The organism is Rhodoferax sp. GT1R46 (assembly GCF_056521285.1).
Window position 1 is genome coordinate 113,655 of sequence record NZ_JBWMBC010000006.1, and the last position, 13,125, is coordinate 126,779.

Here is a 13,125-nt window from a genome sequence, read left to right on the forward strand (position 1 = left end):
TGCACGCTGCGCTGCCCGAATCCGCGGCCCCAGCGCCGCAAACCCCACCCTTTGTTGCGATGGTTGCCGGTGAGACGTCCGGCGACCTGTTGGCCGGATTGCTGCTGGAGGGATTGCGCAGCCGCTGGCCCGCTCTGGTGTCGGGGGGCATTGGTGGTCCCAGGATGGAGCGCCATGGTTTTGCCGCTTGGTGGCCGCACCACAAGTTATCGGTGCATGGCTATGGTTGGGAAGTGCTGCGAGGCTATCGTGAAATCGTGGGTATTCGCAAGCAACTGCAGGCGCGGCTGCTGGCGTCGCGGCCGGATGTTTTCATTGGTGTGGATGCGCCGGATTTCAATCTGGATCTGGAGCGCAACCTGCGTGAGCAGGGTATCAAGACCGTCCACTTTGTTTGCCCGTCCATATGGGCGTGGCGGGCCGAAAGGGTGGAAAAGATTCGTCGCAGCGTGGACCACGTGCTGTGCATATTTCCGTTCGAACCCGCGTTGCTGGCCCGCCACGGCATCAGCTCCACCTACGTCGGCCATCCCTTGGCCAATGTTATTCCGATCGAGCCCGACAAAGCCGCAGCCCGACAAGCGCTCGGCCTGCTGCCCGGTGACCGCGTGCTGGCGCTGTTGCCCGGCAGCCGCGTATCCGAGGTCAAACACCTGTCTCAACGCTTCTTTGAGGCTGCAAGGCTTGTGCAACAAGCGCAGGCAGCTATCAAAATCATAGTGCCGTCCGTGCCTGCGCTGCGTCCCGCCATTGAGGCGGCAGCAGCCCGGGCGGGCATGCGGGAGCATGTGCAAATCGTGAGTGGCCAGTCGCACACCGTGCTGGCCGCGTGCGACCTGACGTTGATCGCCAGTGGCACGGCGACGCTGGAGGCTGCGCTGTTCAAGCGCCCCATGGTGATCGCCTATCGCATGGGCTGGCTCAGCTGGCAAATCATGCGGCGCAAGCAATTGCAGCCCTGGGTTGGATTGCCCAATATCCTCAGCGGTGAATTCATCGTGCCCGAGCTGCTGCAGGATCAGGCCAGCCCGGTGGCGCTGGCTGCGGCCTTGCTGCAATGCCTGAACGACATGGAGCACCAGCCTGCCAAAATGGCCGCCTTGCAACAACGCTTCCTGGCGCTGCACCACAGCCTGCAGCGCGACACTCCCACTTTGGCTACCGATGCGATCGAAAAAATTCTTGCACGCTGAACAAGCGCCCCTGTCGTGGGACACCCCTGGCTTGACGGCGGGTGTGGATGAAGCCGGACGCGGCCCTTTGGCAGGACCGGTGGTTGCCGCAGCCGTCATACTGGACCCGCGTAACCCCATCGCGGGCCTGGCCGACTCCAAAGTGCTCACCGCCCGGCGCCGTGAGCAACTGTTTGATGAGATCCGCGCCAAAGCCCTTTGCTGTTCCATAGCCGAGGCCAGTGTGGAAGAAATCGACGCAATCAACATCTTGCAAGCGACCCTGCTCGCCATGCGCCGTGCGGTAGAAGGGCTGCGCCTCAAGCCCGTGTTGGTGCTGGTGGATGGCAACCGCCTGCCGGTGCTGGACGTGCGGGCCGAAGCCATCGTCAAGGGCGACAGCAAGGTGCAGGCAATCTCGGCCGCCTCGATTCTGGCCAAGGTGACTCGTGACCGCTGGTGCGCCGAGCTGGACGTGCAATACCCCCAATACGGCTTTGCTGGCCACAAAGGCTATGGCACGGCAGAGCATTTGGCCGCACTGCAAGCCCATGGCGCATGTCCCCAGCACCGCAAGACGTTTGGCCCGGTGACCCGGGTGCTGGCATGAGCCAGCCTGCGGCACAGGCCGCGTCCATCACTTCGCGCGACAATCCGCTGCTCAAAGAGTTGCGCAAAGTCGCGCAGGACAACACCGCCTACCGCAAAGCCGGGCGTTTTTGGGTTGAGGGCGATCACCTGTGCAGTGCCGCCCTGGCACGCGGGCTAAAGCCCACTGTCGCCGTATTTTCAGAAGAATTTTGGCCTCTAGCCCCCGTGGAATATGCGCGAGCAGCTATCAAAAGCATAGTGATTCCGGCGGCCTTGTTCCGTGAGCTGAGTGGTCTGGAGTCGCCTGCGGGGGTCGGTTTTGTGCTGGAACTGCCCACTGATGTGACTCTGCAACCTTTGGCCGCCAGCGTCATTCTGGACCGCGTGCAAGATGCCGGCAACGTGGGCTCCATCCTGCGAAGCGCAGGAGCCTTTGGTTTTAGGCAGGTGATTGCCCTCAAGGGTACTGCCGGACTCTGGAGCCCCAAGGTGTTGCGCGCGGGCATGGGTGCGCATTTTGGCTTGACCCTGCTGGAAGGCGTGTCCCTGGACGACTTGCAGGCGCTGCAGGTGCCCATTGTGGTCACCAGTTCGCACCAGGGTGACCTGATTCAGAACCTCCAGTTACCCAATCCCTGCGCATGGGCCATGGGCCACGAAGGGCAGGGCGTGTGCCAGGAGTTGATGAACCGGGCTGGCGTGCACGTGCGCATCGGCCAGCCGGGCGGCGAAGAGTCGCTCAATGTGGCGGCGGCGGCGGCGATTTGTTTGCATGCGAGCAGTTTGGTGGTGCGACCTTAGGGTGCTTCTTTAGCGGGCAGGCTCGGATTGAATGCAAGCGAGAAACTACATCAGCAAACGGAAAATAAGCTGGACGGTTGCAAACCAGTCTTGTCCAAGAGGCCGGACCACCGACGGTCAATTCCAAAATTGCGGGTATTGGGTCTTGGCGGCGCCATCTTGGTATGCCTGGTTCAACAAAGACCGTTGAGGTCGCCGTTTGTCCTAACGCAAAGTGGGACAAAGTGACCGGTGTTACAACACACTCAACGGACGTGTTGCGCATGCGAAAAAGTCAGGACAATTACCATGAAATCTCTTGTGTTTTCGGTGGCCATGCTGGCCGGCCTGTTGGCCAGTGGTGCGGTGTGGGCGGATACCGAATGCAACGTGCCCCTGAGCGCTTGGCAGCCGCGTGAAGTTTTGCGCAAGCAGTTGGAGCAGCAGGGTTTGCTGGTACACCGCATCAAGGTGGACGACGGCTGCTATGAGGTGCGTGGTGTCGACGTACAGGGAAAACGCTTCAACGCCAAATATGCGCCTGATTCCCTGAAGGCTCTCAAAATGGAAACCAAAGAGGACGAGCACGGTGAACGGCGCCGCGAGCGCACCCAAGATTCCAGATAAAAAATTTCGTGTTAAGCAGGCCTTCATCTAGCGAAAGCACAATGTTCACATACGAATTTTCCAAGGAACGGATGATGAAAAAATTGACTTCTGCGCTTTGCCTGGCGGGGGTATTGGCATTGCCTGGTCTCGTGCAGGCACGTCCTGTGACTTTGACGACCCAATTGCAAAGCTACTCTGGCAATGGTGCCTATCTGGCCATTTACGTAACCGATGCCGCAGGTCAATACAGAAAAACGCTCTGGGTCGCGGGTAAGAAAACCAAGTATTACAAACATCTGCGGGACTGGGCGCGCGGCAGTGGCATGAAAGCCAGTGAGTTTGACGGGGTGAGCGGTGCCAGCGTGGGCAATGGCCGCACGTTAAAGGTCACGGTGGAACTGGCCGATGCGTTGATTGACGCGGGTTACGAAATCCGCGTGGACACGGCCGTCGAAGACCAGCGCGAAAACCCGGCCGAGGTGCGCGTTCCCCTGACCACCAAGGACAAAAGCAAGTCGGTAGCAGGGCGTGGATACATCAAATCCTTCACTTACGACCTGTAATCGGTTTGCGCAGGCTTCATTCATTTCTGGGGCTGCTGGTCGCCTTGCTGGCCGTGGTTCTGGCCATCAGCGGTGCGATCCTGTCGCTCAATCCTGCGCTGGAAAAATGGGGCAACACCCTCCCTGCCGACGGCCAGATCAACGTTGCTACGTTGGCCGGCCGGGTGGCGCAGCATTACCCAGGCGTTGAGCAGATTCAGCGCACCCCATCGGGGTCGGTCATCGTGTACTACAGCCGGGATGGGCAGCCCGGGGTGGACCGCGTCGACTCGCAAACGGGCAAGGGAATTGCGCCCCATACGGTTTCGCCATTCACGCGCTGGATGAAGCGTTTGCACCGCTCCTGGCTGCTCGACACCCCGGGGCGCGTAGTCTCGGGTTTGATTGCGCTGGCCATGCTGGTGCTGTCAGTTTCCGGTGCCGTGCTGCTGGTCCGGCGTGTGGGCGGATGGCGGCACCTTGCCGACCCCCTGCGTGGAAATTTTGTCCAGCGTTGGCACACCCAGGTGGCGCGCGTGGTGGTGCTGGGCTTAGTGCTGTCGGCCCTCACAGGCATATACATGTCGGCGGCCACTTTTGCCTTGGTCCCCGATGGCATGCAGAACGAGCCGGATTTTCCGTCCGTAGTGGCGGGCGGGCGGGCCGCACCGATGATTGCAATGCCGGCGCTCATCGCCACCGATGTGAATCACCTGCGCGAACTGGTTTACCCCAGCCCCGGCGACCCTGCCGGTGTTTATTCGCTGTCCACAGACCAGGGCGAGGGCTATGTCGACCCCAGCAGCGGTGCACTCCTGTCGTACCAGCCGTATGCTGGTTTTCGCCAAGTTTACGAACTCATCTATAAGCTCCACACCGGCGAAGGCCTCTGGTGGTTGGGGTTGTTATTGGGCTTGTGCGCGTTGAGCGTGCCCCTGCTGAGTGCCACAGGTGCCTTGACGTGGTGGCAGCGTCGACAGTCGATGCCGCGCCTGGTGGGTAACAGCGGGGCCCATTTGGCGGACACCGTCATTTTGGTTGGCAGCGAAAGCAACAGCACCTGGGGCTTTGCCAATACGCTGCATGAGGCCCTGCGCAAAGCCGGCCTGCGTGTTCACACGGCGGCGATGAACCAGTTGGCCACCGAATACCCCCAAGCCGAGCGCCTGTTCATCCTCACAGCAACTTATGGCGATGGCGATGCACCCAGCTCAGCTGACCAATTTCTGGCGCGGTTGGGCAAGGTCAAAGCCCCTTCCAAAGCCGGCTTTGCCGTGCTGGGTTTTGGTGACCAGCAGTTTCCGCAGTTTTGCAAGTTCGCCTTTGATGTGGACGCGGCCCTTCTCGCGAAGGGGTGGGGCCGGCTCCTGGAGATCGGCACCATCGACCGGCAATCAGGGCAGGCGTTCACACGCTGGGGCAACGCCGTGGGGCAGTTGATCGGCCGCGCGCTGAACCTTGCGCATACCCCCAAGCGCCCCCGGACCGATGCCTTTGCGTTGATTGAACGGGCCGACTATGGCGAAGCCGTGCAGGCGCCTACGAGCATCTTGCGGTTTGCGGCTGTGCCGCAGCAGGACCTCAAAAGCCGTGTGATGGGGTTTTTCGGGGGCCATGGGCTGCCGCATTTTGAAGCAGGTGATCTGCTCGGAGTTGTGCCGCCCGGCAGCGCCATTCCACGGTTTTATTCGCTGGCCAGCAAGTCGAGCGACGGGTTCCTGGAGATTTGTGTGCGCAAGCTGCCAGGCGGCCTGTGCTCGGAGTTTCTGCATGGCCTGCAGCCAGGGGGCCAAATGGATGCCTTCATTCAGCTGCATCCCGACTTTCGGCCCGCTGCGGGCAAGGCGCCTGTGATTCTGATCGGCTCGGGCACGGGAATTGGTCCATTGGCCGGGTTCATCCGCAACAACACGGGCAAACACCCGATGTTCCTGTATTGGGGCGGGCGCGACCCGGCATCCGATTTTCTGTACCAACCCGAGCTTGACACCTATCTGGCCGATGGCCGCCTGACAGGTCTGCACGCCGCTTTTTCGCGCGTCGCAAATGGCGCCTATGTGCAAGACCGCGTGCTGGCGGATGCCACGCAACTGCGCCAGCTGCTGGAGCGCGAAGGCCAGGTGCTGGTGTGCGGCAGCCGTGCCATGGCAAAGAGCATTGCCCAGGCGCTGGATGAAATCCTGGCCCCTTTGAACCTCAGTGTGGCGATCCTCAAAGCGCAAGGGCGCTACCGTGAAGATGTCTTCTGAATTGCAACGCCATGCCTTGAACGGTGAAACCATGGGCACCCGCTACAGCGCGGTGTTTTTTGCGCCGGCCGACACTGACCTTGGCACCATAGGTGCGGCCTTGTTGGCGGCCGTCGATCAGGTGGACCGCCAGATGTCCACCTGGAAACCCGATTCTGACCTGAACCGTCTCAATGCGGCGCCAGCACACCAGTGGCATGCCGTACCGGCCGAGCTTCTGGCCGTATTGGATGCCGCGGTGCGCGTCGGCATCGAATCCCGGGGCGCATTTGACATCGGCGTGGGGGAGCTCGTCAATGCCTGGGGCTTTGGGCCGACCGGACAGGAGCCCGATGCGCAGCAGATCCGCGCCTTGGGACGGCATGCGCACCGCGCCGCCAGCGAGGTGCTGGAAGTGGACCTTGCCCAGCAACGTGTGCGAAAAAAAGAAGCCATTGCGCTGGACCTGTCGGGCATCGCCAAGGGCTACGGTGTGGACGCCCTGGCCCGCGCTCTGGACGGCTGGGGCATCCACCGATACCTGGTTGGCATCGATGGAGAAATGCGTGCCAAGGGTACCAAACCCGATGGCCATGCCTGGGCCGTGGCCATCGAGAAACCCGTGCGCCACGTGCGTGAAGTCATGGGTGTGATGGAGCTGGTCGATGCGGCCATTGCCACCTCGGGCGACTACCGCCATTGGGTCGAGGTGGCGGGCCAGCACTTTGCCCACACTATGAATCCGGCGAGCGGACGCCCTGTGGACAACCGAATCGCATCGGTCACGGTGGTGATGCCTTCCTGCATGCTCGCCGACGCCTGGGCCACCGCTCTGCTCGTCATGGGAGCACCAGCTGCGACCGAGTTTGCGCAGCAGCGGGGCATGACAGTCCTGCTGGTTTTACGGGTGGGTGATGCGTTTGAAGAAATATCCATCTTGGATGGGGAGCTTCAGCCGTAGAGCGGTTACCTCGGCACTTGCGTCGTTACCGCTGCCGACGACGACGTTGCAAGCGGGGTACAAGACGAATATTGAAATTGCTATTAATTTGATAGTAGGAATCGCAATCCCCTTGGGGGCTGCGCGGCTTTTTGCTTGGTAATTGAGGTTGCGCAGCCGTCTGGAACAGCTGAAGCTGGGCACCGGCGGTGCGGGAGACATTGGCGGCGTAAATGGTCATGAATACGTGGTTGCTTTGGGTTGGCAGGGCCCAGGTGGAGGACTTGGCCAGTGATGGAATCGAAGTTCTGCTCGGAGGAGGACCAGCTATCCATAAATAGGGGGGCAGGCTCGAATCAAAGAAAATGAGGGGCGATGCGCGATCTGCAGACCGTGCCACCCGTCCACCTCACCATTGAATAATCCACCATGCCGACTTTGCCCAACCCTTTCACCCTGCGCGTTTATTGGGAAGACACCGACGCCGGTGGCGTGGTGTTTTATGCCAACTATCTGAAGTTTTTCGAGCGCGCCCGCACCGAGTGGCTGCGCGGCTTGGGCTTTGGGCAAGCGGCTTTGCAGGCAGACACAGGCGCCATTTTTGTCGTGGCAGAGGTTAATCTGCGCTATCTGGCGTCGGCGCGCCTGGATGACCTGCTGACCGTCAGCGTCCAGTTGATGGAGCAGGGCCAGGCTTCCATGCTGATCGCGCAGCAGGCCTGGCGCGGCGACACGCTGCTGGCCGACGCGCGGGTACGGGTGGGCTGCGTGGAGGGTGCAACTTTGCGGCCCCGACGCATCCCAAAGCAGGTTCTGGAGGCGCTGGGGCCGAAAACGCCCACCCCTCCGTTATAATGAGAGGCTACCCAGAAATCAGCCGTCCCAAGCGCCTTTCTAGCATCTTTCCCTACTTCAAAACAGCAGCCAAGTATTGTTCTTGAGCGCGCTTGGGCGTAACCGTAACCCACTCGGAGAACCCAGTGCTCTTGTCTCTTAAGGGAACCACCCCCCCAGCCATATTGGCACTCGCAGACGGCACGGTCTATATTGGCAATTCCATTGGAGCGCCAGGCTCCACGGTTGGCGAGGTCGTATTCAACACGTCCATGACCGGCTACCAGGAGATCCTGACCGATCCCAGCTATTGCCAGCAGATCGTGACGCTCACGTACCCCCACATCGGTAACTACGGCACCAACCCCGAGGACATCGAGTCCGACAAGGTCCATGCCGCTGGTTTGATCATCCGTGATCTGCCCATGGTGGCCTCCAACTTCCGCAGCACGGCATCCTTGAGTGAGTATCTGGTAGCTGCGGGTACCGTGGCCATTGCCAATATCGATACCCGCCAGCTGACACGTCAATTGCGGACCCAGGGTGCGCAAAATGGCTGCATTCTGGCTCTGGTAGTGGGAGAAACTGTGACGGCTGCGGTGGTGGAAAAAGCTATTTCTGCCGCCAGAGCGGTGCCTTCCATGTCCGGTCTGGACTTGGCTAAGGTGGTTTCCTGCACCACCAGCTATGGCTGGACGGAGTCCGAGTGGACACTTGGCTCTGGCTACGGCCAGCAGACTGCACCCCGGTTTCACGTCGTTGCCTATGATTTTGGCGTCAAGAAAAACATCCTGCGCATGCTGGCAGCGCGCGGCTGCAAGGTCACGGTGGTGCCCGCCCAGACGCCGGCAGCGGAAGTGCTCAAGCACCAACCCGATGGCATCTTTCTGAGCAACGGCCCGGGCGATCCGCAGCCTTGCGACTACGCGATTGAAGCAACCCGCACCCTGATTGAAACCGGCATCCCCACCTTTGGTATTTGCCTGGGCCACCAGATAATGGCGCTGGCGTCCGGTGCCAGCACTTTCAAAATGAAGTTTGGCCACCACGGGGCCAACCATCCCGTCAAAGACCTTGACAGCGGTCGCGTCAGCATCACCAGTCAGAACCACGGTTTTGCGGTAGATGAAAAGACATTGCCCGCCAACCTGCGTGCCACCCATATCAGCCTGTTCGACAACACATTGCAGGGTCTGGAGCGCACTGATAAACCCGCGTTCTGCTTCCAGGGACACCCCGAGGCATCCCCCGGGCCGCACGACATCGGCTACCTGTTTGACCGCTTCATCCAGGAGATGACAAAAACAGTTGGTAAGCGCGCATGAGCTTTTACGGTGTCACTGACCTGTGGACGTATGTGATTGGCGCATTGGGCATTATTTTGTTGCCCGGGCCCAACTCGCTGTACGTGCTGTCGGTGGCGACCGTGCGCGGGGTCAAGGCCGGCTACCAGGGCGCCTTCGGTGTTTTTTTGGGTGACACCATTTTGTTGTTGCTCACGGCCTTGGGTGCCGCTGGACTGTTGCGAACCTACCCGACCTTGTTCCTGGTGGTGAAGTACGCGGGAGCGGCCTATTTGACCTGGGTGGGTGTCAACCTGATTCGCGCGGCCGTCAACAAGTGGCGCAGTCAAAGCGTCGTTGAGGTGTCCGTGGACGCCGCTGTTGCACAAGCAACCGCCAACCTGCAGCAACCCTTCAAGCGAGCCCTGCTGATCAGCCTGTTGAACCCCAAGGCGATTTTGTTTTTGCTGTCGTTTTTTGTACAGTTCATTGATCCGCAGTACCCCACACCTGCCGTGCCGTTTTTGATTTTGAGCGCCATCATCATGGTGTTCAGTGCCGTGTACCTTTCCGCATTGATTTTTGCCGGTGCGCGTCTGGCGCAGGGCTTTAGTCAACGAAAGCGTTTGTCGTCGAGTCTGTCGGGTGCCGTGGGTGGTTTGTTCATGTGGTTTGGCGCGAAGCTGGCCACAGCGAGCTTGCACTGAGCCCTGCGATTCAGTATTTATTTTTCAGTAATTCAGGCAGCGTGTGCCGCGCGGCCCTTGACCAGTAGAGAGCAGTAACAATGCCAAAACGTACCGACATCAAAAGCATCCTCATCATTGGCGCGGGCCCCATCATCATTGGTCAGGCCTGCGAGTTCGATTACTCCGGCGTGCAAGCTTGCAAAGCCCTGCGTGAAGAGGGTTACAAGGTCATCCTGATCAACAGCAACCCCGCCACGATCATGACCGACCCCGCTACCGCGGACGTCACCTACATTGAGCCCATCACCTGGCAGACGGTTGAGAAGATCATCGCCAAGGAAAAGCCCGATGCGATTTTGCCCACCATGGGTGGCCAGACCGCGCTCAATTGCGCGCTTGACCTGTGGCACAACGGGGTGCTGGACAAATACAAGGTAGAGCTGATTGGCGCCACACCGGAAGCCATCGACAAGGCGGAAGACCGCCTGAAGTTCAAGGATGCCATGACCAAAATCGGTCTGGGTTCGGCCCGCTCGGGCATTGCGCACAGCATGGAAGAAGCCTGGGTGGTGCAAAAGACGTTGGGTTTCCCCACCGTCATTCGTCCCAGCTTTACGCTGGGCGGCACGGGTGGCGGCATTGCCTACAACTCGGAAGAGTTTGAGACCATCTGCAAGCGTGGCCTGGAAGCCTCGCCCACCAATGAGTTGCTGATCGAAGAGTCGCTCTTGGGCTGGAAAGAGTACGAGATGGAAGTGGTGCGCGACAAGGCGGACAACTGCATCATCGTCTGCTCTATCGAGAACCTGGACCCGATGGGCGTGCACACCGGAGACTCCATCACCGTGGCGCCCGCGCAAACCCTGACCGATAAGGAATACCAGATTCTGCGCAACGCTTCTTTGGCGGTGCTGAGGGAAATTGGCGTGGACACCGGAGGATCGAACGTGCAGTTCTCCATCAATCCGGAAGATGGCCGCATGGTCGTCATCGAGATGAATCCGCGTGTGTCGCGTTCCTCTGCGCTGGCTTCCAAAGCCACCGGTTTTCCCATTGCAAAGATTGCGGCCAAGCTGGCGGTCGGCTTTACGTTGGATGAGTTGCGCAATGACATCACGGGTGGTGCAACGCCCGCATCGTTCGAGCCCAGCATCGACTATGTGGTCACCAAGATTCCGCGTTTTGCGTTCGAAAAGTTTCCGGCTGCTGACAGCCGCTTGACGACGCAGATGAAGTCGGTGGGCGAAGTCATGGCCATGGGCCGCACCTTCCAGGAATCCTTCCAGAAAGCCCTGCGCGGACTGGAGGTGGGCGTTGACGGCATGAACGAAAAAACCCAGGACCGCGAAGTGCTGGAAAAGGAGCTGGGTGAGCCCGGCCCCGAGCGCATCTGGTACGTGGGCGATGCCTTTGCCCAGGGTATGAGCGTGGATGAAGTGTTTGCGCTGACCAAGATCGACCCCTGGTTTCTGGTGCAAATCGAGCAGATCGTCAAAATTGAGTTGGAGATTGAACGCCTGCCAGTGCCCGACAGTGGCACTGCGCTGGACCGCATTGACGCGGCTACCTTGCGCAGCCTGAAGCAAAAGGGTTTCTCGGATCGCCGTCTGGCGCGCCAGTTCAAGACGACCGACACCGCTGTGCGCAACAAGCGCCGCGCGCTGGGTGTGCGCCCCGTCTACAAGCGCGTAGACACGTGCGCTGCCGAGTTCGGTACCAACACGGCGTACCTGTATTCCTCCTACGAATCGGAAGGTTCGGAGTGCGAGGCGGAGCCAACCAACAACAAAAAGATCATGGTGCTGGGCGGTGGTCCCAATCGCATTGGCCAGGGCATCGAGTTTGATTACTGCTGTGTGCATGCGGCACTCGCCATGCGCGAGGACGGGTACGAGACCATCATGGTCAACTGCAACCCCGAAACGGTGTCTACCGACTACGACACATCGGACCGTCTGTACTTTGAGCCGCTGACGCTCGAAGACGTGCTGGAAATCGTGGACAAGGAAAAACCGGTTGGCGTGATCGTGCAATACGGCGGCCAAACACCGTTGAAACTGGCGCTGGATCTGGAAGCCAACGGCGTGCCTATCATCGGTACCAGCCCGGACATGATTGACGCAGCCGAAGACCGCGAGCGCTTCCAGAAGCTGCTGCACGAATTGAAGCTGCGCCAGCCGCCCAATGCCACCGCCCGTACCGAACCCGAAGCGCTGGAAAAAGCCGCTGCGCTGGGTTACCCCCTGGTGGTGCGCCCCAGCTACGTGCTGGGCGGCCGCGCCATGGAAATCGTGCACGAACAGCGCGATCTGGAGCGCTACATGCGCGAAGCGGTCAAGGTCAGCCACGATTCCCCCGTGCTGCTGGACCGCTTTCTGAATGACGCCATCGAATGCGATGTGGACTGTATTCGCGACAACACGGGTGTGACCTTCATTGGCGGCGTGATGGAGCACATCGAGCAAGCAGGCGTGCACAGCGGTGATTCCGCCTGTTCCCTGCCACCTTACAGTCTGAGCGCCGAGACGGTGACCGAGATCAAACGCCAGACCTCCGCCATGGCCAACGCGCTCCATGTCGTGGGCCTGATGAACGTGCAGTTTGCGATCCAGAATGTGGATGGCAAGGACGTGATTTATGTGCTGGAAGTCAATCCGCGCGCCTCACGCACCGTACCTTTTGTGAGCAAGGCCACCGGCATTCAACTCGCCAAGGTGGCAGCGCGCTGCATGGCGGGCCAGAGCCTGGCCAGCCAGGGCATCGGCAAAGAGGTGATGCCACCGTATTTCAGTGTGAAAGAGGCAGTTTTCCCCTTCGTGAAGTTCCCGGGTGTCGACACCATCCTTGGCCCTGAGATGAAGTCGACCGGCGAAGTCATGGGCGTGGGCAAGACCTTTGGTGAAGCGTTTGTGAAGTCGCAACTGGGTGCAGGTGCCAAGCTGCCGCGCTCTGGCAAGGTGTTTATTTCCGTCAAGCAAAGCGACAAACCCCGCGCGGTGGAAGTCGCCCGCAAGCTGGTTGGGATGGGCTTCACACTCGTAGCGACCAAGGGGACAACGGCCTCCATGGTGGCCGCAGGGTTGGCCTGCACGGTCGTTAACAAGGTCACCGAAGGCCGCCCCCACATTGTGGACATCATCAAGAACCAGGACATTGCCATGGTGATCAACACCGTGGAAGAGCGCCGCAATGCCATCGCCGATTCGCGTCAGATTCGCACCTCCGCATTGCTTGCGCGGGTTACGACCTACACCACCATCGCCGGTGCGGAAGCTGCGGTCGAAGGCATGAAGTATCTGGACCACCTTGACGTGATTTCGGTGCAGGAAATGCATGCACAGCTTCACGCATAAATTGCGGGTTTGGCCAGTGCCTCAAGTGTTGGCATAATCCAGCCTTGCTTTTCCGGGACAGTGCTGCGTGCAAGCGCCGTACTGTCCTTGTTACTTCTGATGAC

The 13,125-nt window shown here is 60.1% G+C and carries 11 protein-coding genes and 1 pseudogene; 11 read left to right on the top strand and 1 reads right to left on the bottom strand.

The features are described from left to right. The first annotated feature begins 59 nt into the window (after positions 1–59). The 7 genes from lpxB (at position 60) to AC097W_RS14240 (ending at position 6,883) form a co-directional block, all read left to right on the top strand. Positions 60–1,193 (top strand): lipid-A-disaccharide synthase, encoded by a 1,134-nt coding sequence (lpxB, locus tag AC097W_RS14210; RefSeq protein ID WP_479603415.1) that lies wholly within the window; start codon positions 60–62, stop codon positions 1,191–1,193. Beyond that, entirely contained in the window at positions 1,165–1,782 is a 618-nt protein-coding gene (rnhB, locus tag AC097W_RS14215) for a ribonuclease HII (protein ID WP_479603273.1), read from the top strand. Before lpxB ends, rnhB begins: the two co-directional genes overlap by 29 nt. Further along, positions 1,779–2,564: a TrmH family RNA methyltransferase gene (locus AC097W_RS14220; RefSeq protein WP_479603274.1), complete on the top strand. Its 786-nt coding sequence runs from the start codon at positions 1,779–1,781 to the stop codon at positions 2,562–2,564. Before rnhB ends, AC097W_RS14220 begins: the two co-directional genes overlap by 4 nt. Positions 2,565–2,852: 288 nt before the next feature. Next, entirely contained in the window at positions 2,853–3,170 is a 318-nt protein-coding gene (locus AC097W_RS14225; protein WP_479603275.1) for a PepSY domain-containing protein, read from the top strand. Between the two features lie 74 nt (positions 3,171–3,244). Continuing rightward, entirely contained in the window at positions 3,245–3,715 is a 471-nt protein-coding gene (locus tag AC097W_RS14230; RefSeq protein ID WP_479603416.1) for a DUF2271 domain-containing protein, read from the top strand. Next, positions 3,715–5,943: a PepSY domain-containing protein gene (locus tag AC097W_RS14235; protein ID WP_479603417.1), complete on the top strand. Its 2,229-nt coding sequence runs from the start codon at positions 3,715–3,717 to the stop codon at positions 5,941–5,943. The genes AC097W_RS14230 and AC097W_RS14235 overlap by 1 nt, the downstream gene beginning before the upstream one ends. Continuing rightward, a complete protein-coding gene (locus tag AC097W_RS14240) occupies positions 5,933–6,883 on the top strand; it encodes an FAD:protein FMN transferase (RefSeq protein WP_479603418.1) in 951 nt (316 codons plus the stop codon). Before AC097W_RS14235 ends, AC097W_RS14240 begins: the two co-directional genes overlap by 11 nt. 151 nt (positions 6,884–7,034) lie before the next feature. Here the strand turns inward: AC097W_RS14240 and AC097W_RS14245 are convergent. Then, positions 7,035–7,175 (bottom strand): annotated as a pseudogene (locus AC097W_RS14245) (IS701 family transposase); the annotation flags it as partial. Between the two features lie 116 nt (positions 7,176–7,291). Here AC097W_RS14245 and ybgC point away from each other — a divergent pair. The 4 genes from ybgC (at position 7,292) to carB (ending at position 13,021) form a co-directional block, all read left to right on the top strand. Next, complete coding sequence (ybgC, locus tag AC097W_RS14250) at positions 7,292–7,717, top strand: tol-pal system-associated acyl-CoA thioesterase (protein WP_479603276.1); 426 nt, start codon at positions 7,292–7,294, stop codon at positions 7,715–7,717. Between the two features lie 125 nt (positions 7,718–7,842). Further along, complete coding sequence (gene carA / locus AC097W_RS14255; RefSeq protein WP_479603277.1) at positions 7,843–9,021, top strand: glutamine-hydrolyzing carbamoyl-phosphate synthase small subunit; 1,179 nt, start codon at positions 7,843–7,845, stop codon at positions 9,019–9,021. Then, a complete protein-coding gene (gene leuE / locus AC097W_RS14260) occupies positions 9,018–9,686 on the top strand; it encodes a leucine efflux protein LeuE (RefSeq protein WP_479603278.1) in 669 nt (222 codons plus the stop codon). Before carA ends, leuE begins: the two co-directional genes overlap by 4 nt. Positions 9,687–9,766: 80 nt before the next feature. Then, positions 9,767–13,021: a carbamoyl-phosphate synthase large subunit gene (gene carB, locus AC097W_RS14265; RefSeq protein WP_479603279.1), complete on the top strand. Its 3,255-nt coding sequence runs from the start codon at positions 9,767–9,769 to the stop codon at positions 13,019–13,021. Positions 13,022–13,125 lie beyond the last annotated feature (104 nt).

Bases quoted from the DNA above. Each gene is read 5' to 3' on its own strand.
- lpxB (WP_479603415.1), top strand. From the start codon at position 60: ATGGTTGCCGGTGAGACGTCCGGCGACCTGTTGGCCGGATTGCTGCTG.
- AC097W_RS14225 (WP_479603275.1), top strand. From the start codon at position 2,853: ATGAAATCTCTTGTGTTTTCGGTGGCCATGCTGGCCGGCCTGTTGGCC.
- carB (WP_479603279.1), top strand. From the start codon at position 9,767: ATGCCAAAACGTACCGACATCAAAAGCATCCTCATCATTGGCGCGGGC.
- AC097W_RS14240 (WP_479603418.1), top strand. From the start codon at position 5,933: ATGTCTTCTGAATTGCAACGCCATGCCTTGAACGGTGAAACCATGGGC.
- AC097W_RS14220 (WP_479603274.1), top strand. From the start codon at position 1,779: ATGAGCCAGCCTGCGGCACAGGCCGCGTCCATCACTTCGCGCGACAAT.
- rnhB (WP_479603273.1), top strand. From the start codon at position 1,165: ATGCGATCGAAAAAATTCTTGCACGCTGAACAAGCGCCCCTGTCGTGG.
- AC097W_RS14230 (WP_479603416.1), top strand. From the start codon at position 3,245: ATGAAAAAATTGACTTCTGCGCTTTGCCTGGCGGGGGTATTGGCATTG.
- ybgC (WP_479603276.1), top strand. From the start codon at position 7,292: ATGCCGACTTTGCCCAACCCTTTCACCCTGCGCGTTTATTGGGAAGAC.
- leuE (WP_479603278.1), top strand. From the start codon at position 9,018: ATGAGCTTTTACGGTGTCACTGACCTGTGGACGTATGTGATTGGCGCA.